Consider the following 22,728-nt stretch of genomic DNA (forward strand, 5'->3'; position numbering starts at 1 on the left):
GTTCCGGTTCTTGCGCTGACGCGAAGGGTACCTGTTTTGTTATTCGTATGTATCCCGCCAAACGGCAACCCGTTTCGGGAACAGGTGTTCCAATTCTTTATAGACGGGCGATAAGTGCGAGTAGAGCTTGGTGCGCAGATCGCGCGAAGGTTGGTACGAAGGCCCCTTATTTACTTTTGCAGAGAGGATTTCGGGATCGACGCCCGCCCTTTGTGCGCCGACAAAGTCGCAAATATCTTGGAACAGATCCGCAGGTCTGCTTGCAATATCATCAAAGAAAAAAACGCCAAGCCTGTCTTCCCCGAACACTTTTGCGAATTTTCCGATGTGGTTATGCCCGTTGCAAAAAGAAAGCTGCATAGGGTGAAGCGCTTCCTTGAACAGAAGGTCTTCGCTATTGGGCTGGTCGATTGTTTTTAAAACCATACGGGCACCAGACAGCAGCCGCTCGACCGGATCCCGAAGCATGTAAACGATCCGCGCATCGGGGGCGATCTCGCGCATTTTGCGGACCCGCTCTATCGGTTGAATACAGTATTGCGGTGTCAGTTCGCCAACAACCGGCTCTTTGAGCTGACCGAAAACCCGCAAATATGCAGGGATGCCACCGTATAAAAGGCGCAACTCGGTTGCCACGCGTTCCAGGAAATCGGGGCGAAGTGGCGCGTTGCGGGGGTCTTCGAAAAACTCTTTTGCTGCTCTGAAATGGTGCGGGTCAAAGGTTCGGGACTGATTGAACATCCGAAGCTCTTTGGTCGCGGGGACGCCGATGTTGGGGTGGTATTTCATCGAATGCCACAACCAGGTTGTCCCGGCTTTTTCCGTGCCGATACACAGAAAATCGGGCCTGCGTTCTGGTCCGATCTCGTCGACAAGGTTGGGTGTGCCTTCAGTATCTGGCCAGAGGTGCCTGATGGTAACGCCCTGTTGCTGTCCGATTGGTTTTATTCCCATCGATAACTCCAATCCTTAGACGGTCTTGTCTGAGGTTTAATTCACAAGATTTGTGATGCTTGTCCCTGTGACAGCACCCAAACCGAACAGGCTAAGTGCTTTGCGCAGCGCGATAGCGGAAGCGTTCGCGACATAAATTGCATCCCCATCCCGCATCTGGATTGTCTGGGCAAGGAAAAGCGCTTTTGGCGCACTGAAATCCAAGACGTACACCGTTGGCACGCTTTCGCCTTTTCCACCCCACCACGGTTTTCTGGCTACGCCGTGGGCACTCAAGACACCTTGTTGTTCGCGACGATACAAAAAGACATTCCCTGAATCCGCGCGCACATCCAGCAGACCGCTTGCCTTGCCAATCGCTTCGAGCAACGTGATCGACGGTTCGCTGAAGGGGACGTCACCGGGGCGGTTGACCGATCCCATTATGGTATAGCTTTCCGGATTGTGCAGAACGGTGACGGTGTCATCGCTGCGCAACGCGATATCCTGGCGTGAATCCGTTTGGATGCGCTCCAACGAGGCCGTTGACGTTTGCCCCCTGCGCGTGATTTTCACCGAAATCTCGTGGGCAGGGTTGCGTGCGCCGCCGGCAGCAACCAGTGCCGCAGAAAGCCGCTCTCCGCGCAGGTTCATCTGTAGTTTGGTGGGACGTACGACAGCCCCCATGACCGTAACGCTGTTGTTGGCATTCAGCGCTATCTCGACGGTTGCCTGTGGTTCAATTGCCTTGCCCTGAAGTGACGCAACGATCTCTTGCTCGATCTTTCGGGGTGTTTGACCTCTGGCCTGGATCGTCCCGACATAGGGCAGCGATATCAGCCCGTCCGGTCCAACCGTCACGTTTGGCAAGCTGACGGTACCGTTGCCGGTATCGTTACTGAAAAGCCCGCCACGGCCCGCTTCGAAGATACGGATGTTCAGCCGGTCCCCTACGCCAACAACAAGGTTGGACGTCAGCACCGGTGCGTTCAAAAAGGCGGCTGAAAATCCGTGACGTCCCGCAGCTGAAAGGCGTTTGGCAACATCATCCGTGATAGGGACAAGCTCGTAGCCCTGCACTTCTGCTTGCTCCAGAACCTCTTGGGCAGACGGGCCTTGTGCCGGCAACGAACAGTTCGCCAAAACGGTCAAACCTAACGCCAGCGCGAGATACCTCACTGAGGTTTGGCATATACAAAGGGTCGGGTATTTCACGTCTGTTCCAGTTTCTACGAGCTATGTTCGCGGACGACGTACACAAGCATGACGCCAATCGACCAGAGCATTGTCGCAAACGCAATGAAGATTAAGATATTTGAGGTTCTTTTGGGATAGAGCGATTTTTCCGGCAGGCTGGGCTGAACAAACGCGGCCAGGTAACGCTGCATACGATCTGCCTCGATTCGGGCGGCCTCTCGTGATGCTAGTGCCGTAAAATAAGCCCTTTGCAGGAAATCCAGGTCCACGACCAAGTCTTCGTAGACCCCGATCTGAGAGGTAAGCGTGGGGCCGGTGCCTTGTGTCGCTCCTCCGTTTTGTGTTCCTGATCCCATTTTCGCGCGCTGGCTTTCCAGCTCTTGCCCCATCGCTGCGATCTGTCTTTTCAGGCTTTTCACACTTGGCGATTCGTCGTCAAGCACGCCTGCCAACGCGCCCAATTGGGCCCTCGTGGCTGCCATTTTCCCTTCGAGATTGCCCAAAAGCTGGATCTGTTGACCTGCGGCCGCAGTCGGGTCTACCTCCTGTTGGGATTGCCGGAAGGCTGCGATCTTTTCACGGTGTGCGGCAAGTTGCAGTTCAACACGGGCGACTTCACCTTCGGCGCTGCGCATCGTGTCCTGACGCGCGCGTTCCGAAATGGTGTTCACCAGTTCATCACAGATATCGAGGATCGCAGCAGATATCCGTTGGGCGTCTTCGGGCGAGAATGCCTGCACCTGCAACGTCATAATTTGCGAAGACGTATCAAAATATATCGAAATAACCCGTGCCAGATATTTCACCACATCTTCTTTGGTGCTGTCTGCCTCTAGGCGCATCAACGGGTCGATTGTTTCCTGACTGTACATGGCGCGCAGATCCAGCCGGGCTTCCAATTGGTCAACCAGATCGCGACTTTCGATGAAATCTACGATCATGTAGCTGTCGCTGATTGTCGAAGACGCGGTCGACACGCTCGACATGATGCCAAGCAAGTCCGTCGGGGCCGATGCCCCCGGTGATTTGATCGCGAATTTGCTTTCCACCACATAGCGGTCAACAGCAACTGCGAGGTAGTAATAGGTCACAACCCCCGTTGGCAGGATTACAAACAGTACAAAACTGAGAATTGTCAGAAGTCGCCTGAAACGCTGCGCCCGATGTGACCGTCTATTGATCTCTCCGGCGTTCAAAACGTGGATTTTCTGAGCGGACTTATCCTTGGGTGAAGCTGCTTCTAATGATGGCGCATCCGCTGACATGTTATCGTCCAAAAGTAGAGTAAGGTTAATATATGCGAAAATGCAAATTTGAGCAATGGTCCGCAAAGTGAGAGGTCTTAGGCGTTGAGTGCCCGGTAATGTTCGATCGCGCCTTCCAGTTCTTCATAGTAGATAAGATTGCCGTCATCGACAATCAGACCGGATTGGCAGTGCTCGCGCAGGGCCGGCATCGAATGGGACACCATGATCACCCTTGCCGTCGGTAGCCGGTCACTAAAGGCGCGCTTTGACTTGCGTTGAAACCGCTCGTCACCAACCGCCATCACTTCATCAATCAAAAACACTTCGAAATTGATCGCCATGCTTAATCCAAAGGCAAGGCGCGCCCCCATACCGCTAGAGTATGTCTTGAACGGTTCATAGAAAAACTGCCCGAGTTCGGCAAAGCTTTCTACTTTATCAATGACCTCTTCGGTGTTCTGGCGATAGATCCGGGCGACAAAGCGGACATTTTCGATGCCGCTTAGCTCGTGGTGAAAGCTGCCCCGAAAACCGATCGGCCAGGAAATCGTTTTGTGGCGGGATGTTGTGCCGGTGTCGGGCTTTTCGATGCCCGCAATCAGCCTCAGAAGCGTCGATTTTCCTGCACCGTTGCGGCCAAGTATCGCGGTGTTGCGCCAGGGAAGCGAAATGGTCGCCCCCTTCAGGATGACCTTTCTTCCGGTCCGCAAGGGATAGGTCTTGGACACGTTGTTTAGGTCAATCATACGCTCCGAAAACGTGTCAGCCATTCACCCACCAATCCAAAAAAGTTCAACACAACAACCCATGTAAACAGGTAAAACAAGTCAACATCGGCATCATGATAGCCATGATAGTACCCTGAGCGGAACCCTTCGATACCATGTACGAGCGGGTTCCAGACCAGAACACTTCGATAAAGTGTCGGTACAGTGGAAATCGAAAAGAAGACGCATGATACAAAGAACGCAGGCCCCATGATGACCATGTAAACATTTGAAATGGAGGGCATGAAACGGCGGATGACGGCCAGACTTACACCTGCTCCAAACGCCATCATGAGCAGAAAAAACAACGTCAGAAACATCAGCGGAATATTGTCGGGTGGCGGAGCGCCAAGCGCGAAAATCTGGAAACAAAGAACCAGGGTAATGACAACAGCATGGGTCGACCCATCAAGGACCAGCCGCGCCAATGCCGCATCCATCGGCTTGACCATCGGATAGTTGAACAAGGGGCGGTTTTGATCGAACGACATGCTGATGTAGCTCGAGGTATTTCGGAAGAGCTGGAAGGATAAGACGCCCGTGGCAAAGAAGAGCGCAAAGTCGCTGCGCCCTCCGGTTCCGATCAGTTGAAACAGAAACGTCAGAATGGAGATCAGCAAGACCGGTTCAATGATCGCCCAAGTATAGCCGATGCGTGCCCGTCCATGCCTTACACGCGCTTCTCGGAGCACCAGTGCAAATATGACGCTAATATGAGTGACGAGTGGCGACATCTGTCTCACTAACGTGTTGCGAAAACGGGCATTTGACAAGCGGCTCTAGCGATAGTCGCCGCTGTGAGGGAGACAGTCAAATAATTGACCGACTGGCGCAAGGGGAATCTGGCGCATCTGAAAGGTTGCCTGTGCTGCTTGTCCATATGCAGGGCCCTGAAATCAGCGGCGTTCAAAGCTGGAATTTCTGCAGTAGGGTTTCTGAAAAGAGAGCTGAAAAAAACAGCGCGACGCAGCGACCCGCGAACCGATATGGGGTATTGACGGCATGACCTGCGCAATGAAGCGTAAGCGCGGCGTTAACTGTTTGCTGCTTGCGTTCCATGGGGTTATCCACTTGCTGACAGTTAGTTAACCTTTCGGCAACTCAGGGCGGCACAGACAAAAGCGGCAACCATCAAAGAGATCATTATTGTGGATACGAGTACATATGTGATTGGCCAGGCTTGTCGTCTGCCGGGCGCAAAAGATGCCAAAGCTTTTCGGTCGCTTCTGCGTGAAGGAAAGTGTTCTGTTACCTCTGTTCCACAGGACCGCTGGAACCATGATCTTTTCCTTCATCCCAAGCCCGGGACGCAGGGCAAATCCTATACTTTCGCCGCAGGTGTATTGGACGATATCTGGGGCTTTGACCTGTCTGCCTTCAACCTCTCGCCCCGCGAGGTCATCTTACTAGACCCGCAGCAGCGCCTGTTGATGCAAGTTGTGTTCGAAGCACTTGAGGATGCCCATATTGATCCTGCAAGTTTGGCGGGGCAGCGGGTCGGGGTCTATGTCGGCGCATCCAGCATGGACCACGGCACCATCCTGGGCCGCGATCCTTCCTTGACAGACGCCTATATGATGACGGGCAACACCCTGTCTTTGGTGGCGAACCGGATTTCGCACGCTTTTGATTTGCGCGGCCCAAGCTTTGTCGTCGATACGGCGTGTTCATCGTCTCTTGTTGCGCTGGACGTCGCAAGCAAGGCGTTGTCCTCGGGCGAGATCGATACCGCGATTGTTGGCGGGGTTAACCTTTTGCTGAACCCCAGCAGCTTTGTCGGTTTTTCCGCCGCTCATATGTTGTCGCAGGTGGGCAGGTGCCAGTCATTTTCCGACAGTGCAGACGGGTATGTGCGCGCAGAGGGCTGCGTTGCCGTTGTTTTGCAGCGTTCCGATGTTGTGCCGCGCCGCGCCCGCGCGGTTGTGCTGGATACAGACGTAAACGCAGATGGTCAGACGATGAACGTCGCACTCCCCTCAGAGGAGGGGCAGTTCAGTTTGCTGTCAGGACTGTATCAGCGGGCCGGGCTTGACCCGAACGCGCTGTCCTTCATCGAGGCACATGGCACAGGTACGCTTGTGGGGGACCCGATCGAGGCGCGCGCATTGAGCCGTGCGATTGCGCAACAGCGCGACGCGCTTTTGCCAATCGGGTCGTCCAAGTCCAACGTCGGGCATCTTGAACCCGCTTCGGGTCTTGTGGGGCTGCTCAAGACGTTGGTTGCGTTTGAAGATCGGGTTCTGCCTGCGTCGTTGCACGCGGGAAAACTGAACCCGAATATTGATTTTGACGCGTTGAACCTTGTCGTCGTTCGCGACGCGCTAAAGCTGCCAGAGACGGGAACTCTGCTTGCGGGGGTCAGTTCTTTTGGTTTCGGTGGCGTGAATGCGCATTGCATTGTGCAATCGGTCGAAGCGCCTGCCGAAGCTGCGGGCCCGGTACGGCAAGACAGGCTGGTGGTGACGTCGGCATTTTGCGAGGGCGGGTTGAAAGAGCTTGCCGCAGCCTATGCTGAGAAATCAGATCACCCGCAGGCATTTTGCCAAGGCGGGCTGGTTGATCAGATGTGGGCCGGACGGGGCTTGCACCAAAAGCGCCTCGCGGTTCTGGCCGACGGGGCGGAGGCTATGAAGGAAGCGCTGCAAGCTTTCGCAAAAGGGCAACCGGACCATAGGCTTGTGCAGGTGGAGTCGCGGCGCGCTGGTCTGCCAACGGTGTTTGCCTATTCTGGCAACGGTGCCCAATACGGGGGCATGTGCCGTCTGGCATTGGAAACCGACCCGACCTATCGCCGTGTGTTCGAACGTATCGACGCGGAATTCAACCAGATCGCCGGTTGGTCGCTTATGGACAGCGTAAACGGGGATGCGCTGACCACCCCCAGCGGTGATATCGCACAATGCCTGTTGTTCGCAGATCAAATCGCCCAGACTGAATCCTTGGCCGAAAAAGGGCTAAAGCCTGCTGCCGTGATGGGCCATAGTGGCGGTGAGATTGCGGCGGCTCACGCAAGCGGTGCGCTATCGCTGGGGCAAGCAGTTTCACTGATTGTCCATCGTTGCGCCAATCAAAAACATATCCAAGGCAAAGGGAGCATGGCCGCCTTGCAGGCAGGTGCTGCCGAGGCCGAGGCGGCTTTGGCAGTCTTCGACCACGCCGACCCTGATTTTCCGATTGCGATTGCGGCCATCAACAGCGCGCGCAGCGTCACACTGACCGGACCGAAACCCGAGCTACAGCGCTTTGGCAAATGGGTAAGAAAAACCTATCGTTTTGCATGTGTACAGCTTGATCTGGATTCCCCTTACCATTCGGTCTTGCTGGACCCTTACGAGGCGCAGTTTCGTCATGCCTTGGGGGATTTTCAGCCGTCGGACGCTTTGGTCCGCTATTTCTCGTGCACCAGAGGGTACGAAGTGGCCGGAGCCGACTTGGGGGCCGGATATTGGTGTGACAATCTGCGGCAACCCGTCTTGTTCCAATCCGCTGTTGAAAGCGCGATTGCGGCTGGCTTTGATTGTTTCCTTGAAATCGGTGCCAGCCCTGTTTTGGCAAGCTACATCAGCGATAGCGCAAAAGCTGCGACAGGCGATGTCGTGGTCACCCGCACGCTTTCAAAAACAGACCCCAAGGGGGTGAACCCCGTTGCGCGGGCCTTTGCGCGCGCGGTCCTGAGCGGCTGCGCGTTTGACGAAAGCAAAAGCTTTGCCCCCCTCAAGGGTCCGGCCATCGACCTGCCACGCTATCCTTGGCAAAACACCCAGCTCAGGGCGACCGACAGCCCTGAAATCCAACGGCAGCTGGGGTTGAACAGCAGCTATCACACCCTTCTCGGGGCTTCGGTTGCGTCTGATATCGGGGTGTGGCGACGTGATCTGGATGAACACGTCATACCCGCCTTGAAGGATCATAAACTGGGCGAGACCGTTTTGTTACCAGCCACTGCCATGGCAGAGATGGCCATTGCCGCAGCGCGTCAGGTTTCGGGCAATTCCTTGGTTGAGATCACGGATCTGGATCTGGTTGCGCCCGTGATTTTGTCAGGTGGCCAAGGGATTGAACTGCAAATGACCGCCAACCGCTCCACAGGTCAGATCGCGCTGCACTCTCGGGCACGGTTCAGTCAGGAACCGTTCAGGGAAAATATGCGGGCGCGGTTTTCTGTGCTTTCTACCGCACCCACGCCACCAAGCGCGCGCGCGCCGTTGCCCGTCACAGACGCCGAGAACCGGGGCCGTTTTATCTATGAAAACGCGGCGCGGTGTGGTCTGAATTATGGCCCCGCCTTTCAAGGCATCGCTGCTGTGCGTGTCGGCAATGGCATGGCCGAGGTGGTCTTGGCGGAGGGATTAACCCTGCGTCCCGGTTTTGTCCCGATCGGGGTCGATCCTGTCCAGATGGATTGTTTGCTTCATGGCATTCTTGAGATCAGCGGGATTGGCCGGGGGTCGGATTTCGACCGCGCCGCGATGGGATTTGTGCCGATCCGTGTGGAGCGGATAAAAGTATTTGCGCCCGGCGAAGCGCTCAGCACAGGACGTATTGAGGTGCGCACGGTCGGCACCAAGTCTGCGCTTGTGGACGTCACCGGTTTTGACGCCGATGGGCAGCCGGTTGTGTGTTTTGAAGGTTTGCGCCTGCAAGCTTCGTTCTTGCTGGCACCCGTCGAATTTGACCAGCACGCCTATCATGTCACGGCCCGCCCGATCCTACCTTGTGTCGCAGCACTGGATGACGGGGCCGTTGTGGCGTCGATTGCGCAGGCAGTGACACCTCAGGCAGAGGCCGACGATAGTAATCTGCTTTTGACCGCAGCAACGCATCAGGCAATCTGGTCTGTGGTGCGTGAACACGCAGACGACGACGGCGTTTACAAAATCGCCCACCCTCAGCATCGGGCAGAGCAAACGTTACTGGGAATGCTGGCCGCCTTGGATCTTGCCGTTCCTGACGATGTGCCTGACCAGTGGCACCTGTCCAAGGTATCCGAGCTTCCGGAATCCAACGACATTGCCCATGGCCTATTGGAAGAACGCCCTGATCTGGTCTCCGACCTTTCCGTTTTGTTGCGTCTCCCGGATGCACTGCGACAGGTCTTGGCGACCGGGGCAGGGGCCTTGCCCGAACCTGAAACGCTTTATGGACGTGAAGCGCTGAAAACCTTGGGGAACATGCACCCAAAGGCCGCCCGGATATTGAGGATTGCGGTGAAAGGGCTGATAGGCTCGGTGCCTTGTGAAAACCGTGTGCGTGTCGGCGTCGTGGGTCATGACCTTTCGGCGTTACATGCGGTGCAGGGCTCCCATCCGGGTCTGGAAATCGTTGAAATCCGCAGACCCTCTTTTGAGGGGGCTTCGGAACAAACTGAATTCGCGTCGGTCCCATGGGATAGCGCGGCGGGCTTTGATATCGTCGTCGTGCTGGCCCCTGCAACCCTTGTGAAACCGGATGCGGAAGCTTGGCTTCGAAGCGCGGTCAATGCAGGCGGCGCAGTCTTGATCCTGAACCAAAGCCTGCCCGCACTTGCTAAGGCCGCATGCGTGACCACGCTGCACCCCGCCGATCAGGCACCAAGGACAGAGCGCCTTCAGCAGCGGTATGAACAGCACCTCGGGGTGCCAATGCAGCGTTTTGCGCTTCCTGATGACGCAGCCGGTGGCGATCTTTTGTTGGCGCGATTGCCTGCCGCTGCCGCCGATGACGAGATTGATCTGGCAAGCGGGGCCGACCCGTGGCTCGATGTTTGGCAAAGCCTTTATGGCCCGTGTCAAACGGCTTGGCACAGTCTTGAGCAGGTTACCCCCGCCGATGACACTGCACCTGTGTTGGTGAAACGACCACAGGGCGCAAAAGCCACGCTGGCTGAAAGCTTGCTGTGTTTGAAGGCGGTGGTTCTGGAAGCTGCCCAAGCTGGCCGTCCGGTCATTGTTGCCTTGCCCAACGGGGCGCAGTTTCATGGCGCGCAGCCTGCCGATCCGGAACAATTTGCATTGTGGTGCAGCCTGCGCACCATATCGAACGAATATCCTGCGCTCAAGATCACTGTGATTGATGCGTGCGATCTGGATGATGCGACAGGTCTGTTGAAAGCGCTTCGCGCGCTTGCCCGATCTGCACCAGCTGAAACCGAGATTGTTTTGAGGTCCGACACCACACTGGGCTTGCGTGTTGAACTGGGGCTGCCAAAGCCCGCGCCTGGCCGCGCTTCGGACGAGGATACATCCCTGACACTGGCGTGCCTCGGTTCGCGGCGTCTGAACGGATTGTCGTGGCAACAAACCCAGCGGGCAAAGCTGGGTTCGAATGAGGTCGAGGTCGAAGTCGCGGCAACCGGGCTGAACTATCGCGATGTCATGTGGGCATTGGGCTTGCTGCCCGAAGAAGCCTTGGAGGCCGGATTTGTCGGCGCGACCCTTGGGTTGGAATGTGCGGGTAAAGTGGTGCGCGTTGGTGCTGACGTCTCAAAGGTGGCCGTCGGGGACCCTGTGATCGCTTTCGGGCCATCGTCCTTTGGCACGCATCTGGTGATCGAAGACAGTTGGGTTACCGCCGTCCCGCCTGATCTGCCCCTTGATCAGGCGGCAACATTGCCGGTTTCATATTTCACCGCCCAATACGCGCTGGACTATCTCGCGCGACTTGGGGAGGGCGAAACGGTCTTGATCCACGGTGGTGCCGGTGGTGTTGGCCTTGCCGCCATTGCCGTGGCGCAGCGCGTTGGGGCGCGCGTCATCGCGACGGCGGGCAGCCCTGTGAAACAAAACCTATTGGCTGAACTGGGGGTGGATCATGTCTTGTCATCCCGGGACATGGTCTTTGTCAGCCAGATCCGCGAAATCACTGATGGTCGGGGTTTGGACGTTGTCCTGAATTCGCTTGCCGGCCCCGCGATGGAGGCAAGTCTGGGATTGCTGCGGCCCTACGGACGCTTTCTGGAGCTTGGCAAACAGGACTATTACGCAAATACATCTGTCGGTTTACGCGCCCTCAAGGACAATATTTCCTACCACGGGATTGACGTCGACAGCTTGCTGGCCGACCGTCCGGAGATTGCAAAGGCTGTCCTGAAAGATGTGATGGCCCATGTGGCGGATGGCCAGTATCCCCCCTTGCCGATGACGGTTTTTGAGGCGGAGGATGTGGCAGAGGCTTTCCGGCTCATGCAACGGTCGGGGCAGATCGGCAAGGTTGTCGTGACCCCGCCAAACGTCGGCAGTCTGGCGTCATCGGAACCTGCTCAATCTCCAATGTTTATGGCACGCCCCGACGGGTGGCATGTCATCGCGGGCGGCTTGGGTGGTCTTGGCTTTGAATGGGCTGAAATTCTTCGGCAACGGGGTGCCAAGCGGTTGGCGCTGCTCAGCCGGTCTGGCAACCCTGCTGACGACGTCGCCACGCGCATCGAAAAATTGCGCAGCGATGGTGCGGAAGTGCGGATTATTGCATGTGATATCACAAACAAGCCGACCCTGTTGTCGGCTCTGGACGCATTGCGCCGCGATGCACCACTGGCAGGCGTTTATCATACCGCGATGGTCTTGGAGGATCGTCGGCTTCAGGACATCGACGCCGCCTATCTGGATCAGGTGCTAACGGTGAAAACCCTTGGGACGGATAACCTTGATCAGGCGACCCGGTCGGACGATCTTCAGGCCTTTGTTGCGTTTACGTCGCTGGCGACGCTTGTCGGGAACATTGGGCAATCCGCTTATGTCGCGGCAAATGCCTATCAAGAGGCGGTGATCAAACGGCGGGTGGCGGATGGATTGGCAGGGCTCGCCGTGGGCTTTGGCGCGATTACGGATGTTGGATATGTGGCTCGGGACGAGGCACTGTCGAAGATGCTGTATCAGGTAACGGGCAAGCTACGGTTCCCGGCGGCAGTGGCGTTGGGCGCATTAACGCGCCTTCTGGAGCAGCCCTTGCCTGACCCTTGCGTCACACTTACCCAGATGGGGTGGGCAAGCGCTTTGGGTCAGCTCTCCGTGCTGGGTCATCCAAGTCACGAGCGCCTGCACAGACTGGCCGTGTCATCCGGTCAGGGGCAAAACTCGGGCACCCTGCGTGCTGATTTGTTGACACTAAGCCATGCGAAAGCGGTGAAACGAACAACCGAGTTTCTCAAGGCCGAAATCGCGGGGATTTTGCGGGTCTCGGCCAAATCTCTTTCTTCCACGCGGCCACTGGCAGAATACGGGATGGATTCGCTGATGGGGGTCGAGTTGGGCCTTGCGACGCAGGACACGTTGGGGGACGATCTTCCGATGTCGGCCTTGGGGGACGACTCTACGATTGAGGGGATCGCCACCATGCTTGTGGACCACATCAAAGCAAGCGGTGGGGCCCAATGAGATCCCGTAAACCTCCCCTTTCTGCTGCCGACCGTGCCCGCGCGCTTAGCGCTGTCCGTGGCATGGGCCAAGCAAGCCCCAGCCCGACCAAAAGCCCCGCCTTTGATGCGGCGGCGGGCTATAAAGAGCGTCAGGTTCTGCGCCAGATGTCTTCGGCACATGGCATCGGGGACCCGACGTTCCGCCAGCTTGAGGGGCGACCGTCTGTGGTCAGCGATTTTGAGGGCAGGGACGTCTTGAACTTCGGGTCCTACGATTACCTCGGGCTTAATGCTGATCCCCGGCCCGGCAATGCCGCCAAGGATGCGATTGATCGCTATGGGGTCTCTGCTTCGGCCAGCCGTCTTGCCGGGGGGCAACGCCCGATACACCGGGAACTGGAAACGGCGCTGGCCCGTCATTACGGCGTCGAAGATGCCATGACTTTTGTGTCGGGGCACGCGACCAATGTGTCGGTCATTTCGACAATCACGCAAAAAGACGACCTGATTATCTATGACGCGTATATTCACAACAGTGCCTCGGTGGGGGCCGAATTATCCGCCGCGTCCCGCCGCAGCTTTCCTCACAATGATCTGGATGCACTAGAAGCCCTGCTGGAGGAAAATGCAGGCCAATACCGCGCAACGCTGGTTGTGGTTGAAGGCCATTATTCGATGGATGGCGACATCCCCGACCTTAAGCGTTTGCTTGCCCTGAAGGCGCAGTTCGGGTTCTGGCTGATGGTGGACGAGGCCCATGGTCTTGGCTGTGTCGGAGCCACGGGAAAAGGCATTCGTGAAGTTTACAACGTGGCCGGAACCGAAGTTGATATCTGGATGGGCACGCTAAGCAAAACGCTAGGATCGACAGGCGGGTACGTGGCGGGCAGTGCCGCACTGATTGACATCATCAAATACGAGGCACCGGGGTCGGTGTATTCTGTGGCCCTGTCGCCGCCGCTTGCTGCTGCGGCAGCCTGTTCCCTTTCGATCATGACGGCAGAGCCCGAGAGGGTCGCGAAACTCCATGCGCTCGGCAGGTTTTTCTTGGAAAGTGCCGCCGCCCACGGGCTCAATACGGGGACAAGTATCGGATCGTCTATCATCCCCGTTATCATAGGCAATTCGGCCATCGCCGTGACGCTCAGCATGAAGCTGTTGGAGCGCGGCATACATGTGCTGCCCATCGCCTTTCCGGGCGTGCCGATGAACGCCGCGCGATTGCGGTTTTTTCTGACCTGCGACCACACCGAGGCGCAGATTTCCCATGCGCTGGCGGAAACCGCCAATCTCTTGGCGCAGCTGCGCAACAGCCCTTTGGCTGACATCAATTAGGAAGTTCAATAAATACGATATGGTTGGAACAAGTCCCCCCCTTCTGACACTTTGGATGTCCGGAGACCTTGATTGGCTTTCGGTTGCCTGCCTTAAATCGGCGGTGCGCTGCGGTCACGAGGTGCATCTGTACAGCTATGGCGAGGTTCCAAACCTTCCCCAAGGCGTGGTGCATAAAGATGCGCGCACGGTTGTCCCCGAAGATGAAATCTTTTTCTACGATGGCGTGGACCAGCCCGGCCGCTTTGGGTCTTCTGCACCCTTTTCGGATGCTTTCCGTTACCGTTCCCAGCAACAACAGCGCGGCGTGTGGATGGATAGCGATATGTATTTCCTGCGCGAGATGGACCTGTCGCCGCCCATGATCCTGGCTTGGGAAACGCCCGAAAACCCGGACCCGCTGGCGACGTGGCAAAAAAACCTTGTCGGCAATGCCTTGATGAAGCTTCCGCCGAAATCGCCGCTCACGAAAGATCTCGTAAAGCTGACTTCGCGGCCCTATAAAATGCCGCCCTGGATTTCGAAAGACCTTGAAAGACGGGTGTTGGAAAAACTGCAAGGCAAACCATTTTTCCCCGGCGCGGTCACCTATGCAACTGTGGGGCCGGTCGCGCTAACCTACTACGCGCAAAAGCGGAAGGTCTTTCCAAGTGTCAGACCCAGCCATCATTTCTATCCGGTATTCTTTCAAGACGTCGACCGGTTCGGAGAGCAGGACGCGGCTTTTGTGGCCTCTTTATCGCCGGAAACCGGTGCAATTCACCTGTGGAACAGCGCTTTCAAACGCAGGTTCAACGCCGGCCTTCCCGAGGGAAGCTTTGCCGCACGATTGATGGAGGAAAGCCTGAATGCTTAAGCCGAAGAATATCCTGATTGTTGGTGCGGGGTTTACCGGCGCGGTGGTCGCACGCAAACTGGCCGAAGCGGGGCATATGGCGACGGTGATTGACGAGCGGGGCCATGTTGCCGGCAATTGCCATACCGCGCGTGATGAAGAAACCGGTGTGATGGTCCATGTTTATGGGCCGCATATTTTTCACACGGATAATGCGCGCGTCTGGGAGTTCATCAACCATCACTGCGAGATGATGCCCTACCGCCATCAAGTGCGTGCAAATGTCGGCGGCAAGATCTTTTCGATGCCGATCAATCTGCACACGATCAACCAGTTCTTTTCGACTTCGATGTCCCCCAAAGAGGCGCAAACCTTTGTTCAGGGGCTTGCCGAATGCGATGTCGACGACCCCACAACATTTGAAGAACAGGCGCTCAAATTTGTGGGGCGTGATATCTACGAAGCATTTTTCCGGGGCTATACGCTCAAGCAGTGGGGGCTAGAACCCAAACGCCTGCCTGCTTCCATCCTCAAACGCCTGCCGCTGCGCTTTACCTATGACGACAACTATTTCGCCCACGGGTTTCAGGGCATCCCGCGCGACGGATACACAGCGGCGGTGGACTCCATTCTTGATCACCCGAACATCGTTGTCCGTCTGTCTACGACTGCTGAAAATCTTGATGGCGATGCGGGGTATGATCACGTTGTCTATACCGGGTCTTTGGACCGGTATTTTGATCACACGCTTGGGCGGCTGGCATATCGGACTTTGCGCTTCGAAAAAGAGGTAAAGGATGCGCCCTATCAAGGGACCGCTGTGCTGAATTATTGCGATGTGGACGTGCCGTTCACCCGCATTACAGAGCATATGTATTTCGCCCCTTGGGAGGCCGGGAAATTTGACAAGTCGGTGATTTACACGGAGTTCAGCGAGACTGCCAAAGCCGGAGATATCCCTTATTATCCTGTGCGTCTGGTCGATGATATGGCGATGCTCGACAGCTATGTCAGCCTCGCAAACGCGACGTCTGGCGTTACCTTTGCGGGGCGATTGGGGACCTATGCGTATCTCGATATGGATGTTTCAATCGCACGCGCATTTGATGTAGCAGAACATATCGAAACTGCATTTGCGCAGGATAGAAAACCCGACGCATTCGTACACGAAATGTAATTTAATGAGTAAACTTGATTTGATGAGTAACGTTGAAGCCTATGCCATCCAGAATGTTATCGCGCCTGACTTTGATCGCCCGCCAACGCTGTATCTGAACGAACCGGACACCGCGCCGGGGTGTCGGGGCGACCTGCCGTGGACCCTGAAGGCAAATGAACTGCTTTCAACCGACACATACCTTAACGCGCTGTTCACCCATGTCTGGGGCCAGCACACAAGCATCGGCAATATCGGCCTTAGGGTTCAGTCGGATGCGGCAGTTTCGATTGAAATCTTTGCGGTCCACGCTGAACAAGGGCCGGTGCAAATTGCACGGTGGTCGGGTTCAGGGCAGCATATCATCTGGCTGAACGACCTGCCCGAAGACACGGTGCGGCTGACTTTCACGCTCAAGGCCGATACCAAGACGCGCATTTCGATGCTTGGCTGGGTCACGGACACCGCCCCGCTCCGCACCGCGACGCTTTCGATCGGGTTGTGTACATTCAACCGAGAACCGTTTTTGGCGCGGACGGTTGAAGCGCTGGTTCAGCAGCGCGCAAAAACGCCCGCCATTGATCGCATTTGGGTCATCAATCAGGGGGCCTCGTTTACCGATCCGGACCTGCTAGAGAATGCCAATCTGGACTTTGTGAACGTTCTTGAGCAACCCAACCTGGGCGGTTGCGGTGGTTTTGCGCGCAGTATGCTGGAAAGCATAACCGCAGAAGATCCGACGACGCATCATGTATTGATGGATGACGATATCGTCCTTGATCCCAGAATGCTCGACCGGATCGCGCTGTTTTTGGGGTATTGTCACGAGGCTCTGGCGCTTGGCGGGCAGATGCTGGAGATTGAGACCCCGACCCGGTTGCACGAGGCTGGCGGGCGGTTGCATCCGCTTTGGTTTGTGGAATCCCTTGGCCATCACCTTCGGATGGATACCCCCCAAGGGCTGGCGTTTTTCAACGAAACTCCGTTGATCGACTATAATGCATGGTGGTTTTGTACCATTCCCACCGATGTGATCCGCGCCATCGGCCTGCCACCGCGGCTTTTTATTCGTGGTGACGACATCGAATATGGCAGCCGCATGGCCGCGGCAGGTGTCAAAACGATCCCGTTGCCGGGGTGCGTGGTCTGGCACGAAAGCTTTGCCTACAAGCAAAGCGATTGGTTGCTGTATTACGACCTGCGCAACCGTCTTTTGCTGGGAGTTTTGCACCCGCACACTGCGGCCCCGCCCGACACGCTTTATCTGCTGGGGTACTGCCTGAGCGTTTTGCTCAAGCACCAATACCGGTCGGTGGAGACCTTGCTCAAGGCTATTTCGGATGCCATCGAAGACCCGCGCGTGTCTTTTGCCGTTGATGAAACCACCCGCCACCAAGCCTTGCTATCCTGGCTCAAGGGTATTCCTGAGCCAAAGGTCTATGCGGCGGAGGCGATGCCGGAAAGCGAGGAAGGGACATTGGTGCCACTTGATCCATCGGTTCTGGCGATGGTCAAAATGTCTGTGAAGGGTTTTGTCACCTTGCACCTGTCGCGGCTTTTGCCACGTCGCAAGCCGCTGCGGTTTCAGACAATGCCGCAGGCCACGGCGGTCGGTGCGCGCGACTATCTGGCCTGTCGCAATCCCGATGGCACCGAATTTACCCTTTACCAAAGCAACCTGTTTGAGCTTTGGCGTCTGTTTTTCAAAACCCTGTACGTGTGTTTGCGACACCAGTTGCGGCACAAGGAAATGACAACAACCTATGCTGCCCAGCTTGAAAGCCTGCGCAGCCAAGAGACGTGGCGCAAGGTTTTTGGCATTGATCAGCCCTGATGCGACCCATTAGCTATCGGGCTTTTTCAAGACAGCTGCAAAATCTGCGCGCAAGCCGGTTTCATATTCTTCGTATTCCCGGCTGCCCGGCATATCCGCCCATTTGTGCGCATAAAGGCTGAACGGCCACGGTACTTTTGCAAGCACGATTTCACGTCTGGGCAGGTCTGCCTTGAGGGATGCGAAGGTGTTGGGGGTGATGTCTTTGTAGCTGATGAAATCCAGCCCCGAAGCCAAAGCGGCTGTGCGCAATTCGCCTTCGATTTCCCTGTGATTGCCCTGTCGGTATCCTCCGCTCAACGAGATAACCCCGCCAGGGCGGAGCACTTTTGCCGCTTCTTGAACAAAAGTCGTCAATCCAAAATAGGTCGGTGCGCCGACGCTTATCACCAGATCAAAACTTTCCGGTTCAAACGCGATGCGATTTGATTTGCCTCTTTGGATATCTGCCGTGACCAGTGGCGCGGTGCGTTTGCGGGCAAGGGCAACGGCGGACAGGCTACGCTCGGTTCCCGTCAGGTTTGCCTCAGGAAACAGGCGTGAAAGAAGAACCAGACCACCGCCCTGGCCACACCCGACATCAAGGATATCTTTGGGGTGAATGCCCAGCTCTTTGATCTGGGTTCTTCCGGCCTGATGATACATCATCGCGCAATGTGCTTCGCCGGGAAATTCGGGGTATTCGACAAAATCCGGATCAAAAGGCAGGTAGCCCCCGTTAAAGAACCAGTGTTTTCGTGCGGGCGACAGGCGGTATAAAACCTCATACGCAACCAGATCAAAAAGGTGAAAGCCAAAGCCGAAAAGTCGCTTGATCGGGGTCGATTGCGCGCGAAGAAAGTCTGGCATCCAAAGCTCTTTTCATGATTACTACCCCTTCAATAGCTTCAAGCCGGGAAGCTCGCAATGAGAAGGCCACATGGTTACCGAGTTCAAATCCGAGGGGGTGTCACAGTCAAAGCGCAGCTTTGTTTTCTTACAGGGGCCAACGTCCCCGGTGATGCGTGATCTTGGTCAGGCATTGATGGCGCGCGGGCATAGGGTATTGAAAATAAACCTGTGTCCGGGGGACTTACTGTTTTGGCACGGACGCGACACGTTGATGTACAGGGGCAGTCTGGCACAATGGCCCGCGTTTCTGGCAGCACATCTGAGAGCGCAAGGCGCAACCGATATCGTCTATTTCGCAGACCGCTTTCCATATCACCGCATCGCGCAGGACGTGGCGCGAGGGATGGGCGTGCGGCCCGTGTCGATGGAATACGGCTATCTGCGGCCGGACTGGCTTATCCTCGAAGAAGGGGGGCAATCGACCTATTCGCATTTCCCGAACTCGAACCAGTTCATCCGCGACCGTGCCAAAGCGATTGCCGGTTTCGAGATGGCGCAGCTTCACGAAATCCCCGAAGTGACAGAGGCAGTCTTGGAAACCGGTTTCCATCTTTCAAATGCGTTTCTTGCATGGCTTTTGACACCGAATTACGCCCCTGATCGGTACTATCCGGTGATCCGCGAATTTTCTTCCTATGTCCCGCGTCTGATCCGCCGCGCATTTGCAGCGAAACCGGCAAACAGGTTGACCAACCACCTGCGCGGAGTCGATGCGCCGAAATTTCTGGTCCCGTTGCAAATGCAAAATGACTATCAACTGCGCGACAACGCCCCGCCGGGGTATCAGCATGGCTTTATCCGCGAGGTGATGGAGAGCTTTCAAAATGCGGCCCCCGCAAACGCCCGGTTGATCTTCAAGCTGCATCCCATGGACAACGGGCTTGAGAATTGGGGGCGGCGGATACCCGAAATGGCCCGCTCTCTCGGGCTGGCTGATCGGGTGCATTTTCTGGATGGCGGGGATCTGACGGCTTTGTTCGGGATGGTTTCAGGCTGCGTTGTCATCAACTCAACCATGGGGCTGCGGGCGATAAAAGAAAACGTCCCGACCAAGGTCATGGGCGTCGCGGTATATGATATCGACGGGCTGACGTACCAAGGGGCGCTAGACGGTTTTTGGGAAAATCCGGTGCCACCTGATCCTGCTTTTCTGGAAATTTTTATTCGCGCGATCGGCAAGGGCATCCATGTGCGCGGTACTGTCTATGGGCGCAGCGGGCGCGCCGCATTCGTTGAAAATGCCGTCGCCCGTCTTGAGGCCACTGAGCTGCACGAAGCCGGCCTCTATGTCTCCCCGCCACCGCGTCTGGCGCGGGCAAGGGCGTTGGGGATCGACCTGTCTGACAGCCCTGACTGGAAACCCGCATCATGAAACCACAGCAGCACATTGTGATCACCGGCGCATCACGCGGGCTTGGCGCGGCCCTTGCAAGGCGGCTGGCGGGTCAGGGCATCCACCTTGATCTATGCGCGCGCGATATCTCGGAGGTGAGCGCGCTTTCAGAGGCGTTGATCGCTTTGGGAAGCACCGTTGCCTGGGCAGGCGTCGATGTGGCTGACACCCCAAGCGTCACAGAATGGATCGATACCATTTACGCGCAATCGCCAATTGATATGCTTATTCTCAATGCGGGCATTTTTGACGGTAAGGGTGAGGATGGCGCGTTGGAAACGCCTGCCCGCGCCGCTGCTCTGATAGGGACGAATTTAACCAGCGCCGTTGTGACCGCCCTGACGGTCGCCCAGAAGATGCGCGACCAAAACCATGGTCACATTGTCTTTGTCAGTTCGTTGGCAAGTTTTGCGGCCCATGCAGACGCGCCGACCTATTCCGCAAGCAAGGCCGGTGTCACGACTTTCGCGCGCGCATTGCGCGAGGATCTTGCGCCGTCCAAGGTGCGCGTGACCCTTGTTCACCCCGGCCACATCGCCACGCGGCAGGCGCAGCAACATATCGGCGCGATGCCCGGTCTGATCCCAGCCGAGGTCGCGGCAGACCGGATCGTCACAGGCATCAGGCGCGGAAAAAGCGAAATCAACTTTCCGTGGACATTTCGCTTGGGGTTGGCATGTTTGGCAATCCTGCCTTGGCGGCTGCGCGCGAAAATCAATCAACCGTTCCGGTTTCAGGTGCGCAATGCCCCACCTTCAGAGCGGGGCTAGGGTTTCTCCGGCGGCCAGGCGGGCTTTGAAATCGGCGATCAGCATCGACAACCCTTCGTGAATTTCGATCTTCGGACCCCATCCAAGGGTATGCCTTGCTTTGGCAATATCAGGGCAGCGCCGCATTGGGTCATGCTGGGGCAACGGCCCAAACTCCAAAGCGCCATCAAGGCCGGCCACGTCCAAAACCATCTCTGCAATCTCACGCACGGTATATTCGCGAGGATTGCCCAGGTTCATGATCTCGCCGCGCGCGCTTGGGGTTCGCGCCATGGCGATAAGCCCGTCGACCAGATCATCAACGTAGCAAAGCGACCGTGTCTGGGTGCCGTCACCGAACACCGTAAGCGGATTGCCTTGCAGCGCCTGGATCGCAAAATTCGATACCGCACGCCCATCGTCGAACGCCATTCCCGGGCCATAAGTGTTGAAAATACGCGCAATGCGCAGATCAAGACCTTTAACCCGCGCGAGGTCCGTCAGATAGGTTTCGGCGGCGCGTTTGCCTTCGTCATAACAGGCGCGAATACCTTGGGTGCTGACATTCCCCCAATATGTTTCTGACTGGGGATGTACTTGGGGGTCGCCGTACACTTCGCTGGTCGACGCCTGGACAAAGATCAGACCGTTTTCGACGGCCATCTCGCCCAGATGCATCGCCCCCAGAACAGAGGTTTTCCAGGTCTGCAACGGATCACGCTGGTAATGTTTCGGCGATGCGGGGCAGGCGAGATTAAACAAGACATCGCCGTGCAGATCTATGGGGCTGGAAATATCATGCTTGATAAAACACGCGTTGCCTTGGCCGCCTGTGGGCTGCGCAGCAATGTCGTGGTGCCCCGTTGAAAGATCGTCCACCACAGTGACAATAGCGCCCTGATGCAGCAGTGCCCTTGTCAGATGCGTGCCGACAAATCCGGCACCGCCCGTCACGATGCATTTCTTCCCCGCAAGCGACATCATGCAGGCAGCCCCGCAAGCGTGCGAAGACGGTCTGTGGTTTCGCCGACCACGGCGTCCCAAGTCATGCTTTCGGCAAGCTGTTGTCCTGCGCGCGCAATCTCTTGGGCTTTGTCGTCATTCGCCAGAACCCAGTCGATTTGCCCTGCCAGATCGGATAAATCCTTTTTCACCGGAACAAAGTTTTCGTAAGGTCGCAGCCGGTCATAATACCACTGGCGAAACCCCATTTGGCTTTCCACCTTAAGCACGCAATTCCCCATCAAAAGCCGTTGAAACATGTTGTCCCAGGTGTTGGAAAACCCGTCGATGTCGATGGCGAATTTCCGTCCGCCCCATGTCCGCGCCTCGATCCGGTCGGCCATAAAACCCGCAGTGCCAAGGATATGTTTTTCGAGCGGTGTGATCGCGCTGACAAAGCGAAAATCAAGCGCGGTGTCTTTTGCGTGCAGCGCCATGCGAAGCCGCTGGCGTATCAGGGGATTGTCTTTCTGCGCAGGATCAACCGAGAATATCCCGGCCCCCGTCAAACGGCCTCTCCAGACCAGGTCGTCGCTGCGGTCCTTCCAGGGTGTCTGCCCCCGCGCCATCCAGTCGCGAATATTCTGATAGCCATGGTCGCGGAAGAAATAGAAATCCGGGACCAGAACTTTGGTCGGGTCGCAGGATGAAAACGAACATTGCGCAAGCGAGGGAAGCTGCCCGTCCGAAAGATGAAACCTGACTTCGGTCATGTCCGATCCGGCCAGATACATCCATCCAATCGCAGTTGGTGCCCTTTCAACGATCAGGCGTCGCCGATCGTCCTGCGGCCCCATTTTAGGGACATGCAGGACATAATCATGGCCGTCACGCGCGATACGCACGTCCAGACCGGGAATAAGGCTGTCGTCAGCGCGCCAGAAAACCTGCCCCTGAAAACCAGTCGCCAGTTTCACCTTTTCAGAGAGACCGTGTTCGAGCGTTTCAATTGCTTCTGAAGGTCCGGATTTTGTTGGCTTTGCAGATGCGGGTTCCCGCGCCTGCCAATAGTTAAAAAGGGCTTTCAATCTTGGTTATGATCCTAATGTTGGCAGCT

At 56.6% G+C, this 22,728-nt stretch carries 15 protein-coding genes; 7 read left to right on the plus strand and 8 right to left on the minus strand.

Annotated elements, in window-relative coordinates; genetic code table 11:
* Positions 1–39: 39 nt before the first annotated feature.
* The 5 genes from HGT1_RS00560 to HGT1_RS00580 all read right to left on the minus strand — a co-directional run bounded on the left by HGT1_RS00560 (position 40) and on the right by HGT1_RS00580 (position 4,878).
* Complete coding sequence (locus HGT1_RS00560) at positions 40–966, minus strand: sulfotransferase (protein ID WP_217902960.1); 927 nt, start codon at positions 964–966, stop codon at positions 40–42.
* A 24-nt stretch (positions 967–990) separates the two neighbouring features.
* Complete coding sequence (locus HGT1_RS00565) at positions 991–2,085, minus strand: polysaccharide biosynthesis/export family protein (RefSeq protein ID WP_176248032.1); 1,095 nt, start codon at positions 2,083–2,085, stop codon at positions 991–993.
* Between the two features lie 77 nt (positions 2,086–2,162).
* On the minus strand, positions 2,163–3,221 hold the full coding sequence (locus HGT1_RS00570) for a hypothetical protein (protein ID WP_176248033.1): 1,059 nt from the start codon (positions 3,219–3,221) through the stop codon (positions 2,163–2,165).
* A gap of 251 nt (positions 3,222–3,472) precedes the next feature.
* Positions 3,473–4,147: an ABC transporter ATP-binding protein gene (locus HGT1_RS00575; protein WP_255200045.1), complete on the minus strand. Its 675-nt coding sequence runs from the start codon at positions 4,145–4,147 to the stop codon at positions 3,473–3,475.
* On the minus strand, positions 4,120–4,878 hold the full coding sequence (locus HGT1_RS00580) for an ABC transporter permease (RefSeq protein WP_176248034.1): 759 nt from the start codon (positions 4,876–4,878) through the stop codon (positions 4,120–4,122). Before HGT1_RS00580 ends, HGT1_RS00575 begins: the two co-directional genes overlap by 28 nt.
* A 432-nt stretch (positions 4,879–5,310) precedes the next feature.
* On the opposite strand from HGT1_RS00580, the gene HGT1_RS00585 reads away from it, so the two are divergent.
* The 5 genes from HGT1_RS00585 to HGT1_RS00605 are packed head-to-tail and all read left to right on the plus strand — an operon-like array spanning position 5,311 to position 17,636.
* Positions 5,311–12,495 carry a type I polyketide synthase gene (locus tag HGT1_RS00585; protein WP_255200063.1) on the plus strand — a complete coding sequence of 2,395 codons (7,185 nt, stop codon included), beginning with the start codon at positions 5,311–5,313 and terminating at the stop codon, positions 12,493–12,495.
* Entirely contained in the window at positions 12,492–13,811 is a 1,320-nt protein-coding gene (locus HGT1_RS00590; protein ID WP_176248036.1) for an aminotransferase class I/II-fold pyridoxal phosphate-dependent enzyme, read from the plus strand. The genes HGT1_RS00585 and HGT1_RS00590 overlap by 4 nt, the downstream gene beginning before the upstream one ends.
* A gap of 55 nt (positions 13,812–13,866) precedes the next feature.
* Positions 13,867–14,667, plus strand: a complete 801-nt coding sequence (locus HGT1_RS00595; RefSeq protein ID WP_176248037.1) for a hypothetical protein — start codon at positions 13,867–13,869, stop codon at positions 14,665–14,667.
* On the plus strand, positions 14,660–15,823 hold the full coding sequence (locus HGT1_RS00600; RefSeq protein ID WP_176248038.1) for a UDP-galactopyranose mutase: 1,164 nt from the start codon (positions 14,660–14,662) through the stop codon (positions 15,821–15,823). The genes HGT1_RS00595 and HGT1_RS00600 overlap by 8 nt, the downstream gene beginning before the upstream one ends.
* 22 nt (positions 15,824–15,845) lie before the next feature.
* Positions 15,846–17,636: a glycosyltransferase gene (locus HGT1_RS00605; RefSeq protein WP_176248039.1), complete on the plus strand. Its 1,791-nt coding sequence runs from the start codon at positions 15,846–15,848 to the stop codon at positions 17,634–17,636.
* Positions 17,637–17,645: 9 nt separating this feature from the next.
* On the opposite strand, the gene HGT1_RS00610 is transcribed toward HGT1_RS00605, so the two are convergent.
* Positions 17,646–18,485 carry a class I SAM-dependent methyltransferase gene (locus HGT1_RS00610; protein ID WP_176248040.1) on the minus strand — a complete coding sequence of 280 codons (840 nt, stop codon included), beginning with the start codon at positions 18,483–18,485 and terminating at the stop codon, positions 17,646–17,648.
* A gap of 253 nt (positions 18,486–18,738) precedes the next feature.
* Here HGT1_RS00610 and HGT1_RS00615 point away from each other — a divergent pair, with 253 nt between their 5' ends.
* The gene (locus HGT1_RS00615) at positions 18,739–19,899 is read left to right on the plus strand and encodes a capsular biosynthesis protein (RefSeq protein WP_176248041.1); all 1,161 of its coding nucleotides are present in this window, start codon (positions 18,739–18,741) and stop codon (positions 19,897–19,899) included.
* Positions 19,896–20,690: an SDR family oxidoreductase gene (locus tag HGT1_RS00620; protein ID WP_176248042.1), complete on the plus strand. Its 795-nt coding sequence runs from the start codon at positions 19,896–19,898 to the stop codon at positions 20,688–20,690. The genes HGT1_RS00615 and HGT1_RS00620 overlap by 4 nt, the downstream gene beginning before the upstream one ends.
* On the opposite strand, the gene HGT1_RS00625 is transcribed toward HGT1_RS00620, so the two are convergent.
* Both HGT1_RS00625 and HGT1_RS00630 read right to left on the minus strand, forming a co-directional pair.
* Positions 20,676–21,653 carry an NAD-dependent epimerase/dehydratase family protein gene (locus tag HGT1_RS00625; RefSeq protein ID WP_176248043.1) on the minus strand — a complete coding sequence of 326 codons (978 nt, stop codon included), beginning with the start codon at positions 21,651–21,653 and terminating at the stop codon, positions 20,676–20,678. The genes HGT1_RS00620 and HGT1_RS00625 overlap by 15 nt on opposite strands.
* Positions 21,650–22,699, minus strand: coding sequence for a glycosyl transferase family 90 (locus tag HGT1_RS00630; protein WP_176248044.1), 1,050 nt, complete (start codon positions 22,697–22,699; stop codon positions 21,650–21,652). Before HGT1_RS00630 ends, HGT1_RS00625 begins: the two co-directional genes overlap by 4 nt.
* Between the last annotated feature and the right edge of the window lie 29 nt (positions 22,700–22,728).

The sequence above is a fragment of the Sulfitobacter sp. HGT1 genome, assembly GCF_013282155.1.
In the GTDB taxonomy this organism is placed as follows: domain Bacteria; phylum Pseudomonadota; class Alphaproteobacteria; order Rhodobacterales; family Rhodobacteraceae; genus Sulfitobacter.